The organism is Azospirillum agricola, from assembly GCF_017876095.1.
In the GTDB taxonomy this organism is placed as follows: Bacteria; Pseudomonadota; Alphaproteobacteria; order Azospirillales; family Azospirillaceae; genus Azospirillum; species Azospirillum agricola.
In genome coordinates this window covers 77,470-96,955 of the sequence record NZ_JAGINM010000023.1, presented here as the reverse complement: position 1 = coordinate 96,955, position 19,486 = coordinate 77,470, and the positions used below count along the sequence as shown (strand labels likewise).

The 19,486-nt window shown below is 68.5% G+C and carries 12 protein-coding genes; 3 read left to right on the top strand and 9 right to left on the bottom strand.

Translation table 11 applies throughout. From position 1 onward, the window contains the following. Positions 1–25: 25 nt before the first annotated feature. The 3 genes from J2847_RS27220 to J2847_RS27210 form a co-directional block, all read right to left on the bottom strand. Positions 26–958 (bottom strand): glycosyltransferase family 2 protein, encoded by a 933-nt coding sequence (locus J2847_RS27220; protein WP_209781902.1) that lies wholly within the window; start codon positions 956–958, stop codon positions 26–28. Between the two features lie 37 nt (positions 959–995). Next, on the bottom strand, positions 996–2,318 hold the full coding sequence (locus J2847_RS27215) for an O-antigen ligase family protein (protein WP_209781901.1): 1,323 nt from the start codon (positions 2,316–2,318) through the stop codon (positions 996–998). Between the two features lie 240 nt (positions 2,319–2,558). Further along, on the bottom strand, positions 2,559–4,004 hold the full coding sequence (locus J2847_RS27210) for an exopolysaccharide biosynthesis polyprenyl glycosylphosphotransferase (protein ID WP_209781900.1): 1,446 nt from the start codon (positions 4,002–4,004) through the stop codon (positions 2,559–2,561). Between the two features lie 787 nt (positions 4,005–4,791). Here J2847_RS27210 and J2847_RS27205 point away from each other — a divergent pair. After that, positions 4,792–6,270: a lipopolysaccharide biosynthesis protein gene (locus J2847_RS27205; protein ID WP_209781899.1), complete on the top strand. Its 1,479-nt coding sequence runs from the start codon at positions 4,792–4,794 to the stop codon at positions 6,268–6,270. 82 nt (positions 6,271–6,352) lie between these two features. Here J2847_RS27205 and J2847_RS27200 read toward each other — a convergent pair whose 3' ends face one another. From J2847_RS27200 to J2847_RS27180, 5 genes are all read right to left on the bottom strand, one after another. Next, positions 6,353–8,929, bottom strand: a complete 2,577-nt coding sequence (locus J2847_RS27200) for a cellulase family glycosylhydrolase (protein WP_209781898.1) — start codon at positions 8,927–8,929, stop codon at positions 6,353–6,355. A gap of 220 nt (positions 8,930–9,149) precedes the next feature. Next, positions 9,150–10,085 carry a class I SAM-dependent methyltransferase gene (locus J2847_RS27195; RefSeq protein ID WP_233474820.1) on the bottom strand — a complete coding sequence of 312 codons (936 nt, stop codon included), beginning with the start codon at positions 10,083–10,085 and terminating at the stop codon, positions 9,150–9,152. 136 nt (positions 10,086–10,221) lie between these two features. Beyond that, the gene (locus J2847_RS27190) at positions 10,222–11,475 is read right to left on the bottom strand and encodes an endo-1,4-beta-xylanase (protein ID WP_209781897.1); all 1,254 of its coding nucleotides are present in this window, start codon (positions 11,473–11,475) and stop codon (positions 10,222–10,224) included. A gap of 96 nt (positions 11,476–11,571) precedes the next feature. Then, positions 11,572–13,905, bottom strand: a complete 2,334-nt coding sequence (locus J2847_RS27185; RefSeq protein WP_325169497.1) for a GumC family protein — start codon at positions 13,903–13,905, stop codon at positions 11,572–11,574. 3 nt (positions 13,906–13,908) lie between these two features. After that, positions 13,909–14,730 (bottom strand): WecB/TagA/CpsF family glycosyltransferase, encoded by an 822-nt coding sequence (locus tag J2847_RS27180; RefSeq protein ID WP_209781896.1) that lies wholly within the window; start codon positions 14,728–14,730, stop codon positions 13,909–13,911. 355 nt (positions 14,731–15,085) lie between these two features. Here J2847_RS27180 and J2847_RS27175 point away from each other — a divergent pair, with 355 nt between their 5' ends. After that, entirely contained in the window at positions 15,086–17,407 is a 2,322-nt protein-coding gene (locus J2847_RS27175; RefSeq protein WP_233474819.1) for a helicase-related protein, read from the top strand. Positions 17,408–17,490: 83 nt separating this feature from the next. Next, positions 17,491–18,144: a MarC family protein gene (locus J2847_RS27170; RefSeq protein ID WP_085553916.1), complete on the top strand. Its 654-nt coding sequence runs from the start codon at positions 17,491–17,493 to the stop codon at positions 18,142–18,144. A 3-nt stretch (positions 18,145–18,147) separates the two neighbouring features. Here the strand turns inward: J2847_RS27170 and paaK are convergent, their stop codons facing one another. Beyond that, positions 18,148–19,410 (bottom strand): phenylacetate--CoA ligase PaaK, encoded by a 1,263-nt coding sequence (paaK, locus tag J2847_RS27165; RefSeq protein ID WP_233474825.1) that lies wholly within the window; start codon positions 19,408–19,410, stop codon positions 18,148–18,150. Positions 19,411–19,486 lie beyond the last annotated feature (76 nt).

Below are 19,486 nucleotides of genomic sequence, written 5' to 3'. Positions count from 1 at the left end.
GAGTCCGGTCCTTCCGACGTCGTCATCAGGCCGCGCCGGGCGCGGAGAACAGGGCTTGGCGCAGACGCCGCCGGAGACCGACCGGCATCAACGAGTGCATGGTGAAGGTGGCGAGCGCCATCGGCGTCGGCCGCCCGTCGCGCAGCGCCGAGTTCAGGATCCGCCAGCGCACCCCGGCGGTCCGCGCCGCCTGCTCGCCGCCGGTGGCCTGCAACAGCAGGCTGGCGTAGGCGCGCGGCGACAGCCGTTCGCGCATCGATTCCGCCCATTCGATGGCGAGGTCGATGTTGCGGCAGGTCGACAGGGTGACGCGGTTGTTCTCGGTGTAGTGCACCGCCATCACCTGCGGGATGTGGACCAGCGCCACGCCGTCCAGCGTGCCGCAGGTGATCAGCCACTCCCAGTCGTCGAAGCGTGATTCCGGGATGGGAACCTGCTCCAGCAGGGCCTTGGGCGCCAGCAGCGTGGTGGTCGGCGCGAAGGTCTCGCCCTTGAACAGGCCCCGGCGGACGAAGAGATAGTCGCCGATGGAGTCGTTCACCGTCGCCAGCCGGCGCGGCCAGGCGAAGTTGCCGCGCGCCGTCACCACCTGGCAGCGGCAGCTGATGATCGGGTAGCGCACGCCGGGCGGACGGGCCGCCATCTGCAAGGCCACCTTCTCCGGCATCCAATGATCGTCGTCGTCGAGGAAGGCGATCCACTGGCCCTTGCCCCGGCGCACGCCGATGTTGCGGGCCTCGGCGGCGCCCTGGTTCTTCTCGAGCTCCAGGACGGTCAGGCGCGGGTCGGCCAGCGTCGCCAGATGCGCGGCGGTGGCCGGGTCGGGGCCGTCGATGACGACGATCACCTCCAGGGCCTTGTGGGTCTGCGCCAGTGCGCTCTGCACGGCCCGCATCACCATGTCGGGGCGGTTGCGGGTCGGTATGACGACGGTTACCAGCTCTTTCGAGGACTTCATGATTGTGCCTTCGGTCGAAGGGGAATGGGGAGTGGCCTCAAAATGGGCGGCCGGGTCCGGCATAGATCGGGGCGTTGGCGGCGTAGGCGGCCTGCTCGCGCGCCTGCCTCTGCGCGCGGGCGTGGTGCTGGGCTTGCAGGAAGCGCTGGCGGCGGCTGTGCTCCATCAGGCGGACGACGCCGATCACCAGGACGATCCAGTTCATGGAGTGGCGCTCCAGGAACACGCTTTCGGAGATCGAGATGGCGACCAGCGCGCAGCCCACCGCGAAGGCCCAGGCCGGCTCGGCCCGGCTGGCGCCGTAGCGGGCGGCGAAAAAGCCCTGGAACAGCAGGCGGCCCATGATGACGATCAGGATGATGACGCCGGGAACGCCGAGGTCGAGCGTCGCCTCCAGCCAGCCGTTGTGGGCGGAGTTGATGCCCCAGCTCTCGACGAAGGCGCTTCCCGGCCCGTAGGCGCCGTACCAGTAGGCGGCGTAGCCGTAGCCGAGCAGCGAGCGGTCGGAGATCGAGCCCAGCACATGCTCCCACAGCACGGTGCGGCCGGTCAGGGTGGGATCGCGGCCCAGAGCGTAGAGCGCGTCGTGCCAGAAGGAGGCGGTGGCGGTGCCGGCGAGGATGAGCGCGACCAGCATCAGCGCCATGGTCGGCGCGAAGCTGCGGATGTTGCCGCGCACCAGCCCGGTGGCGAGCAGGGCGGCGGCCACCAGCACCGAGGTGACGAGGCCGGTGCCCGAGCGCGACATGACGATCAGCAGCAGCGCCAGCGCCAGCAGCGAGCGCGTCACCCAGCGCTTGGCCTCGCGCTGCCAGTCGAGCCAGAGCAGGCACAGAACCAGCCAGACCATCATGCGGCCGGTCACGTTCTTCTGGAAGAAGATGCCCTTCCAGGCGCCGACATGCTGGGCGCTGTCCAGCCCGACCGCCGGCATGGCGACGACCGAGGCGAAGGAGAGGAACATCAGCGCCGACAGGCCGGTCGCCAGCAGGCGCATGATCTCCGGGAAGGTGAAGCGGAGCGCCATGTAGATCCCGAACACCGTGGTGAACAGGAAGGCGAGCGAGCGCCGCAGCGTGACGTCCGGGTAGAGCGACCACAGCGCCGACACGAAGGCCAGCACCAGCAGCACCGTCACCGCCGGGCTGGCGGTGGGGATGCGGAAGGCCAGGCTGGGGCGCAGCGCGATCAGCAGCAGGATCAGCACGTAGATGCCGGCGAAGAACATCATGGCGCCCGACGATTCCTGATCGGCGGCGACGACGCTGCCGCCGGTCAGCAGAACCGGGAGCACCGTGCCGCCGAAGGCCATGATGCACACCACGGTGATGCTCTTTTCCAGAAATTCGAGGATTCTCATGAGCTGCCGTTCCGCTTTTGGCTGTGCAACAAGAAGATGCCCACCGATGCCGCGCCCGCGTAGACAGGCGGAGGCGTTAGACCGAAGGAGGCTTTCCCCGTCCGGGGTACCCGCAACCGCCGTGTCCCCTCCTTTTCCCGCGCTCCGATTGGCGGTCCGTGAGGCTGTTCCCCCCAAAACGCCTCGAGGCCCTTCGCGCCGGGGGAAGCGCGAAGGGCCTCGAGGCGGGGTGGGGCGGCCTTACGACCCGTCGCCCTTCAGAACCATCACCGCCGTCTTGCACAGGATGAAGAAGTCGAAGAGCAGGCCGCAGTTGCGGACGTAGAAGACGTCCATCGACACGCGTTCCTGGAAGGTGGTGCGGTGGCGGCCCGACACCTGCCAGTAGCCGGTCAGTCCGGGGCGGACGGTGCCGATCACCTCGGCCGAGGCGCCGACCTCCGGCAGTTCCTTCGGCATGTAGGCGCGCGGACCGATCAGGCTCATGTCGCCCATCAGGATGTTCCACAGCTGCGGCAGCTCGTCGAGCGAGGTCTTGCGCAGGAAACGGCCCAGCGGGGTGATGCGCGGATCGACCGTCAGCTTGTGGTAGGTCATGTACTCTTCGCGGGCGACCGGATCGTTTTCCAGAAGCTGCTGGAGATGCTCCTCGGCGTTGATGTGCATCGAGCGGAACTTCAGCAGGTCGAAGGTCTGCTTGCCGCCGGCCCAGCGCTTCTGCCGGAACATCACCGGGCCGGGGCTGTCGAGCTTGATCGCCACGGCGAGGCCGAGCATCAGCGGGGCGACCAGGACCAGCAGGATGCTGGACAGCACGATGTCCATGGCGCGGCGGATGCGCAGGTAGCCGGTCGGCGGGCGGACGCTGACGCGCAGGGCCAGCGAGCCGTGCAGGTTGTGGTAGGTGGCGTCGACGGCACTGACGTTGCCCTCGCCCAGCACGCAGTAGACCTGCTTGAAGGGCAGCTTGCGGACCAGTTCGGTCACTTCGCAGCCGTGGCGGCCCATGTCGGCGACGATGGCGGCGTGGGCCTGGCTGGCCATGGCCGGAGACTTCGCCAGCAGGTCGACCGGGCCGATCACCGGCAGGCCGGAGACGCGGGTCTGCCAGAGGGAGTCGTCGTTGTCGACGAAGCCGACCGGGCGCATGCCGAGCCAGGGCAGGCGCTGGAGCTTCTCGGCGATGGCGGCGCCCTGGGCGCCGGCGCCGACGATGACGACCGGGGTCCGCCAGTCGAGCGCGCTCGCCAGCAGCCCCTGGATGAGCAGGAGGTCGGCGACGTAGGTGGTGGCGAAGCCGAGCAGCGCGATCGACAGCGCCTCGACGAAGAAGGAGCGGAAGCCGTCCATCACGATGAAGGGAACCGCCAGCACGGCGCAGCACAGGAAGGCCGCCTGGAAGGTGCGGCGGGTCCGTTCCATGTAGTCGAAGCGGCCCAGCGTGTAGATCCCGAAGACCGACTTGACCAGCGGCACCAGCATCAGGCCGGTGACCAGGGAACGCTGCCAGGCTTCCGCCTCGACGGGTGCCGTGTCGGGCGCGAAGAAGTGGTTCAGCGCCCATCCGACCAGAGCGAGCACGAAACCGTCGGATAGGGCCAGCAGAAGTCCGGGGGCCAGCGGCGGAATGGCCGCCTTCTTGGCCGGGGTCAGATCGATGACCACTTCGGGGTCCAATTTGCTCATCGCAGGTCCCGTGAGTTTGAAGGGAATGCCAGCCAGCCCGCACGCCCGCCGTGCGGGTGGTCGCTCGTCATCAGCCTTTCGACCGGCCTCAACATTCTCCCGCCGCAAAGCGCCCATCACGAAATTCGCCGTCGGCGTATTTATGAGAACTGCGCTCTTTATGCGACGTGGAAGCAGGGCCGCGTCTTGTTGAAGTACGAATTAGGATGAGAAACGCCGTTCAGCAACAGATCATAGGGGTTTTGCTTCCGCGTCGGCGATAACCCCAGGGCTTCGAACGGTGCGGACCATGAAATATTAAAGACGATGCTTTGGTGGTGCCGCCTCCAGAGGGGATAGCGCAACGGGTGGGCGGACCGGGCCTGTCCACCCCGGTCGGCACCTTCCGCTATCCGCGAATTGTGGGTAGAGGGGTGCCGGCGCTCATCCTTTCGGTCGGGCTTTCAGGTCCGTCCCGACGGGCGCCGCCGGACGGCCCGCCGAAGAGGTGGGGGCGGGCGGCTCCGAACGGGGTTCGCCAGCAATTCCGGACAAGGCGCCGGCGCGAACGCCCCCTTGCGAGTTTCGGTTGCGCGGCGGCAGAGTCGGCCAGGACGGAATGTGTACTCGCAAGGGGGTGCCCCCGCGCGCCCCCTCGCCCGGAGCGGGAGAGAATAGCCCCGAAGAGTGCTCCGACCGGCTTCAAGGCCGAATTGACGGTGCTCCGACCACTCCCAATGATTGGGGCCACTCTTCTTGTGCGGCCGCGAGAGCACGGCCGCGCTCAGGCGTTGGTGCGGGGAGACGCATGGCTTCGGAAGCTGGAAACATCATCAGGCATGGCTGGCTGTTCATGGTGGCCAACGTGGTCAACCGGGCGGCCGGCCTGCTCTTGCTGCCTCTCTACACCAAACTGCTGGCGCCGCCCGAGTTCGGCGTCTACGCGCTGGTCGTCGTGGTCAGCGACCTGCTGGCGGTCATGCTGATGATCGGCATGAGCAACGCCTTCACCGCGGTCTATTTCGAGCATGAGGAGGGCCGCGACCGGCAGCGCGTGGTGTCGACCTGCCTGATCGCCCTGTTCGCCGTGTCGGTGTCGATGCTGGGGCTGGCCTATCCGGCCGGGCTGGCGGGAAGCTGGGCGATGTTCGGATCGGGCGAGCACGCGCCGGTGATGGCGCTGGCGCTGGCCGGCGTGGCGCTGACCACGCTGTTCGAGCTGGCGCTCGCCTATTACCGGGTGCGCAAGCGGTCGGGCCTGTGCCTGCTGGTGTCGGTGGCCAAGGTGGTGGCGCTGCTCGGCTTCAACCTGCTGTTCCTCTGGGGCATGGGGCTGGGCGTCGAGGGCATCTTCCTGGCCAACGGCGGATCCTTCGCGGTGCTCGGGCTCGGGCTGATGGTGGTGATCCTGCGCGAGAACGGCGCCGGCTTCTCCTGGCCGGTGCTGAAGCGGGTGGCGACGCTCGGGCTGCCCTACATGCCGCAGTCGCTGCTCGACATCGCCAACAACTTCGTGGCGCGCTGGTTGCTGAACATCCTGCTCTCCACCGCCGCCGTCGGCATCTTCGCCTTCGGCATGCGGCTGGCGCAGATCCTCTACATGTTCCTGACCGCGTCCTTCCTGCAAATCTGGTCGGTCAGCCGGCTGGAGGCCGGGCGGGAGAGCGACGGCACCCAGGCCGATTTCGTCTTCCACCTGTTCGTGACGCTGCTGACCGCCGCCGCTCTGGGGATGGCGCTGACCGCGCCGGAAATCCTCTGGCTGATCGCGTCGGACGCCTACGCGCCGGTGCTGCCCTGCATGCCGCTGCTGGTGCTGGCCTTCGTGCTGCACGGCGTCCGCATGAACCCGGAGGTCGCCATCCTGAAGGCGCGGCGGGTCGGGGTGCTGCCCTGGATCTCGGCGGCCAGCCTCGCGGTCGGCACGGCGCTGGCGGTGGCGCTGGTGTGGCGCTGGGGCGTGTTCGGCGCGGCGCTCGCCAATCTCGGGCGCGAGGTCTTCCAGCTCGTGCTGACCGAGGCGGTGCGCCGCCGGATTGCCGAGGGCGACGTGCCGCTGAACGCGGCGCGCATCGGCTGGATCCTGGCTCCGGCCGCCGTCGCCTACGCCGCCGGGGCCTATCTGTTCGGCGACGCGGTCGATCCGACCTTCACGGCGGAGAAGGTTCTGCTGACCCTGGCCTTCCTGGGGGTGGTTCTGTTCGGTCCCGGCATCGGGTCGGCGGGACGCGCGGTGCTGGTCAAGATGCTGCCGCGCCTGCCGCGTCGGGCGCCCTCGACCCCCTGACGGTGACGGGGAGCGGACAAGGAAAGGGCCGGCAGCGTGCGCTGCCGGCCCTTTCCTTTAGACCTTCGATCCGAGCGGACGATCAGGCCGCGTGCTGCAACAGGTCCTGGTGCAGCGAGTCGTAGTAGCTCACGATCGCCTCGGCCGCCACGAGGTCGGCATGGGTGACGTGGGCCAGATCGATGCCGGCGGTGGTCAGAACCGTGTCGATGTTCGGCGGGGTGGCCAACGCATTGTACACGTTCGTCGCGGCGGCGGCTTCGGCGGCCGGAGCGGCAGCGGCGGCAGCCTTGGCGGCGGCGTCGATGATGGTGCCGACACCGGTGCCGTCGGCGATCGTCGCCTGGGTCGAGTTCGACAGCTTCAGGCTGAAGGTCTCGTTGCCCTCGGTGACGCTGTCGCTCAGCACCTTGACCGTGACGGTCTTGCTGATCTCGCCGGCGGCGAAGGTCAGCTTGCCGCTGGTCGCGGTGTAGTCCGAGCCGGCCTTGGCCGTGCCGTCCACCGTGGCGTAGTCAACGGTCACCGCCTGGGTGGCGGCCGAGGACAGCTTCACGGTGAAGACCGCGTCGGTCGTGGTGGTGGTCGAACCGCCGGTCGAGCCGCTGAACAGGCCGGGCTTGATGGCGTTGTACTTGTTGTAGTCCACCTGCCAGCTGTCGGTCATGATGCCGCCGGTGTCGCCCGAACCCGGGCTCCAGGCCCAGTAGGTCCAGCTCGCACCCTGGTCGCCCTTGGCGAGGTCGATGGTGCCGTTGCCGTCCCAGTCGCCGTTCATGTACTGGATCAGCTTGGGCATCCAGACCTTGTCGATGGCGGTCTCCATGCGGCTGCCGAACTCGCCGATCAGGACCGGGTACTGGTCGTTCTTGATGAGGTTGCCCCACATCTGGTCCCACTTCGCCGGCATGTTGTTCGGGAAGTCGGACGCCTTGAACCAGTCCATCATGTGCAGCGACGGACCGTAGTCGTGCACCGAGTAGACGAGCTTGTTGTCGACGTTGAAGTTGACGTCGTAGTTCTTCTGGCCGAGCAGGTTGCCGCCCCACCAGTACCAGTTGTTGTTGACGATCTCGACGCCCTCGACGATCATCAGCCAGTCCTTGTTCACGGACTGGATGGCGTTGCCGATCCGCTCGGCGGCGCGCGCCCAGTCGGTGGACATGTTGCCGTCACCCCAGGTGGCGGCGCCGTGCGGCTCGTTGTGCAGATCGGCGGCGATGACCGCGTCGTTGCCGGCGTAGCGCTGGGCCAGCATCTTCCAGTTCTCGATCATCTTCGATTCCGGATACTGGCTGGTGTACCAGAGGCCGTTCTCGTTCGCCGACGCGCCGTCGCCGGAGCGGTGGTGGTCGAGGATGATCTTCATGCCCGTCTTCTGGGCGTAGTCGATGATCTTGTCGAAGACCTGGAGCGAGGTCAGGCCCTTCAGATCCGGGTTCTTCGAATAGTCGATTCCGGTCGGCATGCGGCCGTTGTCGAGCATGGCGTCGGAGAAGGGCAGGCGGATGACGTTGAAGCCAAGTTCCTGCATCTTGTTCATGTGGTTCTGGTAGCTGTCCATCCACAGCCCCTGCGGCGCGAAGGCGTAGCCCTCGGCACCGAACCAGTTGACGCCCGTCAGCTTGACGCTGTTGCCGGCGCTGTCGACGATCTGCCCGCCATCGGTGTGCAGGAAGCCCGGCGCGATGCCCTTGGAGCCCGTGCTGGTGCCGGCGGTCGGCTCGGTCACCGTCACGTCGTTGACCGACAGGCTCGGCTGCGTCGGGTTCGTGGGATTGGTCGGGTTCGTCGGGTTGGTCGGCGTCGTCGTGCCGCCGTTGGCGAAGAACGACTTGTCGGCGTTCACGACCAGCGTGCCGTTCCACCACATGTCCTTCTGACCGGCGGCGACGTCCTTGCCGTCGAGCGCGCCCTTGTCATAGGTGACGATGCTGTCGGTGGGGGCGACGGCCTTGCCGCCGATGGTGATCTTGTTGACGGTCAGGTTGCGGTCCTGGCCGTTGATGTAGGCGTCGTTGTCGTACTGGATCTGGACCTTGTGGGCCTGATCGGCGGTGACGTTCGCGTTGAAGGTGTAGTCCTTCGCGCCGGTCGTGGCGGTCGCCTCACCGATCACCTTGCCGTCGACCATCACCTTGAAGTGGGCGTTCACGCCGCCGGCGGGCGTGCCCTGGGCGTTGACGATGATCGGCGTCGTGCCGGTGGTGGGGTTGGTCGGGTTGGTGGGGTTGGTCGGCGTCGTCGGGGTGGTCGAGCCGGGGAAGAAATCCTTGGCCATGTTGAAGTTCAGCGACCCGTTCCACCACATGCCCTCCTGGCCGGCCAGGGTGCCCTGGCCATCGGCGGCGTAGGAGACGGCCGAGTTGGTGGAGGCAAGGGTCTTGCCGTTCACTTCGATCGACTTGACGATGAGATCGCGGTACATGCCGGCCTTGTCCGTGGACAGCCAGTCGTTGTCATACACGATCTGAATCTTGTGCGCGGCGTCGGGCGCAACCTTGGTGGTGAAGCTGTATCGGCCGGCGTTGGTGGAATTGACCGTCGCCTGGCCAACGGTCACGCCGTCGACGAGGAACTTGAAATGCGGCCAGACCCCTCCGGCAGCCAGACCCGAAGCGTTGACGACGAAGGTCGTATCGACGGGGTTCGTTGCCATTGGAAGTAACCTCTTTTCCGTGTTTCGCTGGAGCCCAGATTGGACGGAAAAGGTTAACGAGGTATTTCGCATTTTAGGGAAATGCGGCCCGAATGCCACGCAGGGCTGTGAAAAGAAAGAGACGCGAAAATACCCCTTTTGTGATGCGCAAGCGCAACAAAGGGGTATGTGCGTCTCTAAATAGATGAATTCAAACAATATTTTTCCGAGTCGCCTTGCCTCAATCGGGCTTGCGAGCAACCATGAACACCTCGGGACGGAACAGATAGAGCTGACCAACCCTTCCGAGCTTGCGCTTTAGGGTTAACGGCAAGCGTCCCAAAAATGCCTCCGCCCCCCGCACATAGGCGAGATAGCCGCGTCCGGCGAAGTGGAGGTTCCAGCGCCGCCGCAACGCCATCGGCGCGACATAGACCGCCTCGATCCGGTCGAAGCCGGCTCGGGCCAGCAGATCCGCCGTCTCCGCCCAGGTGTATTCGCGCAGATGCATGCAAATCGGCTCGTCCAAGCCGAACACCTCCGACAGATCCATCGGGCCCGCGAACTTGTGCGGCATGTTCAGGACGTAGCGGCCGCCCGGCTTCAGGATGGCGAGGACGTTCTCCATGTGGAGGGAGACGTCCTCGGGATGGAAATGCTCGATGACGTGGGTCGAGATCACCGAATCGTAGCGGTTGGCCGGCTCGAAGCGGGCGAGGTTGACGCCGTCGCAGCAGCGCCATGTGATGTTGGGATCCTCCTCGATCCAGCGCTCGCCGCGCTCCCGCGTCACCTCGGTGGCGACGCAGCGGTAGCCGTGGCGGGCGAGGTAGCGCAGCAGCCGCGCCTTGCCCGACCCGACCTCGTAGACATCCTGCGGCCCGCCGAGCAGGGTGAGGAAATGGCGGAAGTCGAGATCGTCGTCACGGGTGGCCGCGTCGTCCTCGGCCTCGTTCAGCCAGGGGCAGCCGGAGTAGAGCGTCGTGTAGGCGCGCTCGAAGGTGTCCCAGCGGTTCTCCCGGCTGGAATCGAGCAGCTCGCGGGCGAGCTGGCGCTCCAGGTCCCAATGCTGCCGCACCATCGCCTCGCTCAACGGATAGGACGGGGCCAGATGGAACTTCCGCTTGTAACGGGTGATCAGGTCTTGAGCATCCAGGGGGGTGGTTGGCTGATCCAAGATCGACCTCGTTCGGTGAACCGCGACACCACCGGGATGTGGGGTCGCGGCCGCCGGACTGCCCTGGTGCGGACGGGCGGTGGCGCGGCGCGATCGGGCGGGCTAGCGCCTCGGATGGCGTTACCCCGTACGACGCTCAACCGGCACGGGTCTTGCCGCGCAGCGCCTGGACCGCCGCCTCGTACATGGGAAGCGGGCGGGAGTGGCGGTCGTAGGGCGAGGGTTGCGGATCCATGCCGGCGTTCTCGCGCGCGATGAAGTTCAGGTCGGAGCGCAGGTGCCACCAGACCAGTTCCTCCAGCCGGGAATTGGCGGCCACGTCGCTCAGATACTGGCCGGCGAGCAGGGCCAGCGTGCGGTCCTTCTCCGCCCGCGACCAGGAACGCGGCAGGCGTGTCTCGTCGACGTCCATCTCGGTGATGTGGACGGCCAGCCCCAGCCGGTCGACCGCGCGCAGGAAGCGGCGCATGCCCTCGCGGTCGTAGGGCTTGCCGGCGATCAGATGGCTTTGCAGCCCGATGCCGTCGAGCGGCACGCCGCGCTTGACCGCGCCGGTCAGCCAGTCGAGCAGATAGGCGCGCTTGCGCTGCTGCCAGCCCTCGTTCAGCTCGATGCCGAACTCGTTGATCACCAGCTTGGCGTTGGGGAAGGCGGCGCGGGCCTGGTGGAAGAAGGGGTCGAGCCATTCCGGCCCGGCCTCGGCCCCGCCGGCGGCGACCCACCACATGCCGCGCCGGAAGCCGAAGCGGTCCTGCTCCTGCGGGTGGCTGTCGGCGGTCTCCCAGAAGAAGACCTCGTTGGCGACGTCGATCCGGTAGAAATTGTCGCCGTAGCGGGCCTTGACGCGGGCGACCGTGTCGGCGAAGCGCGTCTGCACCGTGTCGGGGCCGAGCGTGCCGTCGGGCGAGAAATAGGCGTTCTCGGCGATGCCCAGCTCGGGCTGCCGCTCGACCGGCAGCTTCATGTAGGGCGGCATGCCCATGTGCTGCCAGATGATCGTGTGCCAGTTGGGCATGGCGCCGATGCCGCGCGCCAGCTCGACGCTGGCGTCCATCCGGCGCCAGTCGAAATACCCCTCCTCGGGTTGGAAGACCGCCCATTTCCCGCCATTCTCCGGCGTGACGACGTCGCATTCGCGGGCCATCAGACGGTCGAGAGCCGGATCCTCGGGATCGATGAAATGGTCGCGCGCGGCGCCGTGGCGGATCTTCGCGGCGCGGCAGACGTCGCGCAGCGTCACCGCCGGCTCGTCCGGCCGGTCCGGGTGGGAGGCGGCGGCGATGGCGGCGGTCGGGTCGGTGGCGGCGCGGCAGCTCGCCAGGACGGCGGCGCAGGCCGCCACGCGCAGGACGTCGCGACGGCGGGGGGATGGAAGCGTGAGCTTGGTCATAAGGGCCAGTCCACGTGCTGTTTTCGACGGAAGGAATGAAAAAACTCCCTCTCCCGGTCAGGGGAGAGGGAGTGCCGAAGGCTTGGTCCGCAGGCCTTACGGGGCGGCCCGCAGGCTGCTGTCGCCGTAGTATTTCCGGGTCGCCATGTAGCTGTTGTACGGCCCTTCATACCCGCGCGAGGCGGCCTTCTTCAGGTTCACGTCGGTCATCACCGCGACGAACTTCTCGTGGTCGATCGGGCCGAGGTCGGCGACCGCCTGGAGGTCGCTGGCCGTGGTGTGGCCCCAGCGGCTGACGAACAGCACCTTGGAGGCGGCGCCGCAGACGATGCGGGCGTCCGACACGGCCAGCGCCGGGGCGGTGTCGAACACCACCAGGTCGAAGTGCGGCGACAGGCCGGCCATCAGGTGGACGAGGCCGTCGACGTTGAAGCGGTCGAGCGTCTCCGGCATCAGGCGGCCGGCCGGGACCATGGCGAAGGGCACGTCGTCGCTGCTGTGGACGATCTCGTCGAGCGTGGCGGTGCCGGCGATCCAGTCCGACAGGCCCTTCTTGGCCGACAGGTTGAACAGGCCGTCGATGCGCGAGCGGCGGAAGTCGGTGTCCACGACCACCACGCGGCGGCCGGCCTGGGCGGCGACCTGGGCGACGGCGAGGCTCATCGAGGTCTTGCCGTCCTGCGGGCGGGCCGAGGTGACGGCGATCGAGCCGACCGGACCCAGATCCGACAGGTGGTTGCGGAACAGGGCGCGCAGGGATTCGCTGAACAGCGAGAAGGGGTGGTTCTGGAAGATCTGGTAGAGCCGGCCGCGGGCGCCGCGGGTCGAGTGGTGCGGGACGATGTGGACGTTGCCGACACCGAGGATGCGGCGGACGGTCTCCGGCGTGCGGATGCGGCGCTGGAGCAGCTCGATGCCGAAGACGGTGAAGATGGCGATGAAGACCGAGGCGGCGAAACCGGCGATCAGCAGAAGGACGCGGAAGGGACCCGACGGCTCATGCGGGACCTGCGGCGCCGAGACCAGCTTGACGGCGGTCGGGAAGGCGCGGTTGTCCTGCTGGGCCGAAACCTCCTCCAGGCGGGCCATCAGGCTGTCGAGCAGGGTGCGCTTGGCGGTGGCTTCGGACTCCAGGGTGCGCAGCGGCACGGCCTCTTCCGCCATCGTCTGGTAGCCGGACTCGAGCTTGGCGATCATCGCCTTCAGGGCGTTTTCCTGCTCGATGGCGACGTTGGCCGCCTCGCGGACGCCGGTGATCTCGCGGCGCATTTCCGTCTGCATCGAGGAGTTGGCCTCGGACAGGCGGGCCTGGAGCTCCAGGATGCGCGGGTGCTTCGGACCATACTGGCGGGAGAGCTGCGCCATTTCCGTGGAGATGGCGGCGACGGTGGCGCGGAGCTGGGCGACGACCGGCGAGGCGATGCTGGCGCCGTTGCCGCCGCGACGCTCCAGCGTCTCGGCCTGGGCGACGGCGCGGGCGCGCAGGGCCGAGGCTTCGGCCAGGCGCAGGCGGGCCTGCTCAAGCTCGCCGGTGGCCATCAGGCCGTTGCCGCCCTTGACCAGCCCGGCCTTGAAGCGGATGGATTCGACGCGCTGGTCGGCCTCGGCGACCTCCTTGCGCAGGGTGTCGATGCGGTCCTGCAACCAGGCCACGGCGCTGGTCGACAGGTCGCGGTCCATCTGCTGGCGGGTTTCCATGTAGCGGCGGACGATGGTGTCGACGACGTCCTGCGCCAGCTCCGGGTTCTTGGCGGTGTAGCGCACCTGGATGACGCGCGAGCGGCCGACGATGGCGACGTCCAGCTTGCGGCGCAGGCGGTCGAGGATCCCGTCGATGCCGGCCGAGGCGTGGGCCTCGCGGGCCAGCGTGTCCTTGGTCATGCCGTCGCCGTGGGCGAGGATGGCGGTGACCGGGCCGGGCAGCTCCTCACCCCAGACGATGTGGGCCTTGTCGCGGAGGAAGGCGGTGGCCCGCTCCACGAAGGGCTTGGTCTCGTCGGCCTGGACCGGCGGGTTGAATTCCGGGTTGGTGGCGAGCTTCAGGTCCTCCACCGCGCGGGACAGCACGGCGGTGGATTTCAGGATCTCGATCTCGGAGAGGATGGCGGCGTCCTCGGCCGGGATGGAGCCCAGCGCCTGATCCTCCGCCCGCACCACGCGGACCTGCCGGTTGTCGACCAGCAGCAGGGCTTCCGACGTGTACTGGTCCTTCAGCAGCGAGACGCCGAAGGCGGTGAGCGCCGTCAGCAGCACGACGATGACGGCGATCAGCATCTTGTGGGCGCCGAGCACGCGCAGGATGAAACGGAAGTCGGGGCCCATGGCGGGGGCCTGTCCCTCGAACTCGTTGCGCGGCATGTGATGGCCGACGCTGGTGGGCCAAGCCGGAGCCGGCGGGCCGCCGCGATTGATCTGGGGAAGGTTTTCCACGTCTCAAAGCTCCTTGTGCATGGGCGTGCGGGGCGCGGCCGAGGCGGACCCGGTGGACTGGATGGGGGCGGGACGAAGGGGCGTGGACCGCAGCGAGGCGGCACGGCGGAGAAGCAGGACGGTGCGGGCGAAGCCGAACGCACCGACGCAGTAGCGGTTGAACAGGCGCTTCGGTTCCTGCGCCAGCCGGAAGGCCCATTCCAGGCCGGAGCGCTGGACGGCCTCCGGCGCGCGCTTGAAGCGGCCGGCCAGGAAATCGACGATGGCCCCGCCGTTGACGATCAGGACCGGATAATCGAGCGAGCGCTTGAGCAGCGCGGCCACCTCCTCCTGCCGCGGCATCCCCATGGCGAGCAGGATCACGTCGGGCCGCGAGGCGCGGGCCTGGGCGACGTAATGCTCCACCGGATGGAAGCCGTGCTGGAGGTCGGCGTACTGGTGGGGCGTGTTCGTCTCCAGCACGGCGCGGGCGCGCTCCAGCCAGGGGGTGGCGGTGCCGTAGACGGCGACCTTGCGGGCCGGCAGCGTGCGGAGCAGCAGCGGAATGAAGTCGGTGCCGTTCATGTTCAGGCCGGGCTGCAAGCCCAGGAAGGGCAGCACGGACTGGAGGCCGACCCCGTCGCGCAGCAGGATGTCGGACGCCCGGAAGGCGGCCAGCGCCTGATCGGACGCCATGCAGACGTTCACGCCATGGGCGTTCAGGAAGGACAGGATGGTCGGCCGTTCCACCGCGCCCAGGGACGCCAGCAGAGCGCGGCGTTCGGCGTCGTTGGACACGCACCGCATTCGCTCGACGAGTTCCAGGACGTCACGAGGGCTCGGCATGCGCATCTCCTGAGGAAAGAGGGGCGGGAGCGGGGACGGACCGCTCCGGCCGGTCGATGATGCTGGGGCGGGTGGGCGACTACTCCGTTGGAGCGCCGCCCGGGAACCGCTCGTGGCTCTATGTGGCCGGTCCTGCCCCCTTTTCGCACGGGCGAGATTGGTGAAGCCGGGGCGGATTCGAATTAGCCCGGCCTCGCCGTCCGGGGTGGAATCGGCTTGCCGGGGCAAGCGGTTCAGCCCATATAGGGAACCCGGTCCGACGCGGGCGCACGGGTGTGCCGCGCCGGCGCGTCTCCACGCGCGCGCCTTGAGCCTTTTCAGGGACCGGCCGCTCAAGAAAAAAGACACTGGATTCATGACCGACGACCGCTCCGCCCCCGAGACGGGCAAGACCCCCGGCACCGCCGACGAATACGACCGCCGCGAGGCCCTGCGCGCCATCGCCGCCGTCGTGCGCGGCGACGGCATCGAGGTGGACGCGGACAGCACGCCGGCCCGCTGGAGCATCGCGGTCGTCCACCCGGTCGCCATCCCCGGAACCGACCGCAGCCTGAAGCTGCGCTTCAAGATCGCGCTGGGCCCGCTGCCGGACATCGAGGCCGAGCTGTGGGGCCTGCTGACGGCGGAGGAGGAGTTCGGGCGTCCCCAGGCCAAGACGCTGGGCAAGAAGGTCAAGGCCGCCTGCCTGTCCTCCTCGGCCATCGAGAAGGCCAAGGGTCGGGTCGATTCCTGGTTCCAGTCGATGCAGCAGCGCGCCGCCGGCTTCGGCGACGCGTGGCGGCCCAAGGGCTTCGCGGAGGAGCTGGGGCGCGTCATCGGCTTCGGCGGCCGCATTCCCCGCTTGCAGACCCTGCTCGACGCGCTGGAGGAGGCTTTCTCCACCGCCGCCTCGCGCGCCGGCCTGAAGGTGCGGCGCGAGCGGCTGGAGAACGCGTCCGGCATGGGCGTCTATCTCGACAGCTTCACCACCGCCCGCGCGATGATCCGCAAGCTGCGCCTCTTCGTCGGCCCGACCAACTCCGGCAAGACCCACGCGGCGATGGACCGGCTGGCCGAGGCGGAGAGCGGCTGCTATCTGGCGCCGCTGCGCCTGCTGGCGCTGGAGGGGCAGGAGGCGCTGGAGACGCGCGGCCGTCCGTGCAGCCTCGTCACCGGCGAGGAGCGCGACGTGCGGCCGGGAGCCTCCTTCACCTCCTCCACCATCGAGATGGTGAACACGTCCAAGATCTGGGGCGCCTGCGTCATCGACGAGATCCAGATGATCGGCGACGCCGACCGCGGCTGGGCCTGGACCCAGGCGGTGGCCGGCGTGGCGGCGCCCGAGATCCTGATGACCGGCTCGGCCGACGCCATCCCCTACGTCAAGCGGCTGGCCGACGCGATGGGCGAGGAGCTGGAGGTCGTCGAGTTCACCCGCAAGTCGCCGCTGCGCGTGCAGGAGGAGAAGGTCTCGCTGGAGAATGTCCGCCGCAGCGACGCGGTGATCGCCTTCTCGCGCAAGGACGTGATGGCGCTGCGCCATGATCTGCTCGGGCGTGGCCACACGGTGGCGGTGATCTACGGCGCCTTGTCGCCGGAGGTCCGGCGGGCCGAGGCGCGGCGCTTCCGTGACGGCTCGGCCGACGTGCTGGTGGCGACCGACGCCATCGGCATGGGGCTGAACCTGCCGGTCGCCCGTGTCGTGCTCTCCACCACCCGCAAATACGACGGGCGCGAGGAGCGCGACCTGAACCATTCGGAGATCCGCCAGATCGGCGGGCGCGCTGGCCGCTTCGGCATGCAGGAGGACGGGCGGGTCGCCGTGCTGGAGGGCGAGAACATCAACCCGGTGCGCCGGGCGCTGACCTCGCCGCCGGTCCCGCCGGAGGATCCGCGTTCGTGGATCTCGCCCAACCTCAGCCATGTCGAGGCCATCGCCCGCGAGCTGGACACCGACAGCCTCGCCAAGGTGCTGCGCACGGCCGGGCAGGAGCTGCTGCGCGCCAACCAGACCTTCCGCATGACCGACCTGGAGCAGCGCATCCAGGCGGCGGCGGCCGTCGACCGGGCCAAGCTGCCGCTGGCGGTGCGCGACATCCTGGCCCGTTGCCCGATCGACACGCGCGACCAGAACAACCTGCGCCTGCTCGGCAACTGGGCGATGAACCAGGGCAAGGGGATCCCCAACGGCGCTCCCGACGCCGCCGAGCGCTTCCGCCACAATGTCGGCACCGACGTGGAGCTGGAGAAGGCCGAGCGCGCGGTGAAGGAGCTGACCGCCTACGCGTGGCTCGCCTACCGTTTTCCGGAGGCCTATCCCGAGATGGATCTGTGCCAGGAGCGCCGGGCGCACCTGAACGCCTTCATCGAGCGGACGCTGGCCGAACGCTCGCTGGCGCGGGCCTGCCCGGTCTGCGGCACGCGGCTGAAGGCCAACCACCGCTTCCGCGTCTGCGACAGCTGCTATGGCAACCGGCTGGAGGAGCGGCGCGGTGGCGGCGGCGGACGTCGCGAGGGGCGCGGCCGGGACGGCGGGGCGCCAAGGGACGGTGGTGCGCCGGCTGCGGCCAATGGCGGCGACAAGCCGCCGAGCCATCCGCATTTCCACCACGCCCAGCCGGGGGGCCGGGGCAAGGGGCGCGGCAAGCCGCCGGGCCGTCCGGGTGGCGGGCCGCGTCGGAAGGGTGCGACGCCCTGACCCCTCCGACGAAGCGCGGAGTTGCCAGCGGCCGGGGGCGTCTGTATCAGGGATGACGCCCATCCGCCGGACGACCAGCCCGCATGCTCGACAGCTTCCTGCTCGCCTTCACGGCGCTGTTCTCGATCGTCAACCCGATCGCCATGGCGCTGATCTTCAGCCAGGTCACCGCCGAGCGCAGCGAGCGGGAGCGCGCCCGGCTGGCCGGGCTGGTCGGCCTCTACTCCGCCGTGGTGATGCTGACCGCGCTCTGGGCCGGGGCCTATGTGCTGAACTTCTTCGGCATCTCGCTGGCGGCGCTGCGCATCGCCGGCGGCTTCGTGGTGGCCGAGCGCGCCTGGGTCCTGCTGACCGCTCCCGAGACGCACGAGGCCAGGAAGCAGGAGCAGGCGGCCCCGGCGGAGACCGCCGAGGAATCCGCCTTCTTCCCGCTGACCATGCCCTTCACCACCGGGCCGGGAACGATCTCCGTCGCCATCGCGCTGGGCTCCACCCGGCCGGCGGACAGCGGGGCGCTCACCGGCTTCTTCATCGGCGTTTCGGCGGCGGCGCTGGCCATCGCCGTGCTGATCTGGCTGTCCTACCGCTCGGCCGACCGGCTGGTCGCCCTGCTGGGGCCGACGGGCGCGCGGGTGCTGACGCGGCTGTTCGCCTTCCTGCTGTTCTGCGTCGGCGTGCAGATCCTGTTGAACGGCGTCATCGACGCCGCCACACCGCTGCTGGCGCAGCGTCCGTAGCCGTCAGGACTTGGGGCGCAGGTCGCGCACCCGCTTGGCCTTCCCGATGGAGCGGGCGACGCCGCCCTGTTCGACCGGCTCGACCGTGGTGCTGATGCCGACCCGCGACTTGATGGCGTGCTGCAAGTTCCTGGCGTGGCGGTCCCAGTCCGACGGGCGGGTGTCCGGATCCATCTCGACGCGGACGGCGAGGCAATCCATGTGCCCCTCGCGGGTGACGACCAGCTCGTAATGCGGGGCCAGCGCCGGATCCCGGCAGATCAGCTCCTCGATCTGGGTCGGGAAGACGTTCACGCCGCGAATGATGAGCATGTCGTCGGAGCGCCCGGTGATCTTGTCCATCCGCCGCATCCCCCGCGCGGTGGACGACAGCAGGCGGGTCAGATCCCGCGTGCGGTAGCGGATGACGGGCATGCCCTGCTTGGTCAGGGTGGTGAAGACCAACTCGCCGTAGGAGCCGTCGGGCAGGACCTCGCCGCTGTCGGGGTCGATGATCTCCGGGTAGAAATGATCCTCCCAGATGACCGGACCGTCCTTGGTCTCGACGCATTCCGAGGCGACGCCCGGTCCCATGACCTCCGACAGGCCGTAGATGTCGACGGCGTGGATGTCGAAGGTCTTCTCGATCTCGCCGCGCATGGCGCCGGTCCAGGGCTCGGCCCCGAAGATGCCGACGCGCAGGCTGGTGGCGCGCGGGTCGATGCCCTGGCGGCGCATCTCCTCGGCGATGTTCAGCATGTAGGAGGGCGTCACCATGATGATCGAGGGCTTGAAGTCCATGATGAGCTGGACCTGCTTCTCGGTCTGGCCGCCCGACATCGGCACGACGGTGCAGCCGAGCCGTTCCGCCCCGTAATGGGCGCCCAGGCCTCCGGTGAACAGGCCGTAGCCGTAGGCGATGTGCACCATGTCGCCGCGCTTGCCGCCGGCGGCGCGGATCGAGCGGGCGACGCATTCCGCCCAGACGTCGATGTCGCCCTTGGTGTAGCCGACCACCGTCGGCCGTCCGGTCGTCCCGCTGGAAGCGTGGACGCGGACGATCTCATCCATCGGCACGGCGAACATGCCGAAGGGATAGTTCTGGCGCAGGTCGTCCTTCACGGTGAAGGGGAACAGCGCCAGATCCTTCAGTTCCCTGAAGTCGTCGGGATGGACGCCCTTCGCCTCGCATTTGGCGCGGAAGGCGGGAACGTTGGCGTGGCTGTGGCGCAGCGACCAGGCCAGCCGTTCGGTCTGCATCGCCGTGATCTCGTCGCGGCTGGCCATCTCGTAGCGGTCGAGACCGGACGGGGAAACGGCCGATGGCGGCGCGACGGGGGCGGTCTCGGTCAGGGTGGTCGGC

What these genes read in the sequence shown, in the direction of transcription:
- J2847_RS27220 (WP_209781902.1), bottom strand. Translation starts at nt 958, where the DNA reads ATGAAGTCCTCGAAAGAGCTGGTAACCGTCGTCATACCGACCCGCAAC.
- J2847_RS27215 (WP_209781901.1), bottom strand. Translation starts at nt 2,318, where the DNA reads ATGAGAATCCTCGAATTTCTGGAAAAGAGCATCACCGTGGTGTGCATC.
- J2847_RS27210 (WP_209781900.1), bottom strand. Translation starts at nt 4,004, where the DNA reads ATGAGCAAATTGGACCCCGAAGTGGTCATCGATCTGACCCCGGCCAAG.
- J2847_RS27205 (WP_209781899.1), top strand. Translation starts at nt 4,792, where the DNA reads ATGGCTTCGGAAGCTGGAAACATCATCAGGCATGGCTGGCTGTTCATG.
- J2847_RS27200 (WP_209781898.1), bottom strand. Translation starts at nt 8,929, where the DNA reads ATGGCAACGAACCCCGTCGATACGACCTTCGTCGTCAACGCTTCGGGT.
- J2847_RS27190 (WP_209781897.1), bottom strand. Translation starts at nt 11,475, where the DNA reads ATGACCAAGCTCACGCTTCCATCCCCCCGCCGTCGCGACGTCCTGCGC.
- J2847_RS27180 (WP_209781896.1), bottom strand. Translation starts at nt 14,730, where the DNA reads ATGCCGAGCCCTCGTGACGTCCTGGAACTCGTCGAGCGAATGCGGTGC.
- J2847_RS27175 (WP_233474819.1), top strand. Translation starts at nt 15,086, where the DNA reads ATGACCGACGACCGCTCCGCCCCCGAGACGGGCAAGACCCCCGGCACC.
- J2847_RS27170 (WP_085553916.1), top strand. Translation starts at nt 17,491, where the DNA reads ATGCTCGACAGCTTCCTGCTCGCCTTCACGGCGCTGTTCTCGATCGTC.
- paaK (WP_233474825.1), bottom strand. Translation starts at nt 19,410, where the DNA reads ATGGCCAGCCGCGACGAGATCACGGCGATGCAGACCGAACGGCTGGCC.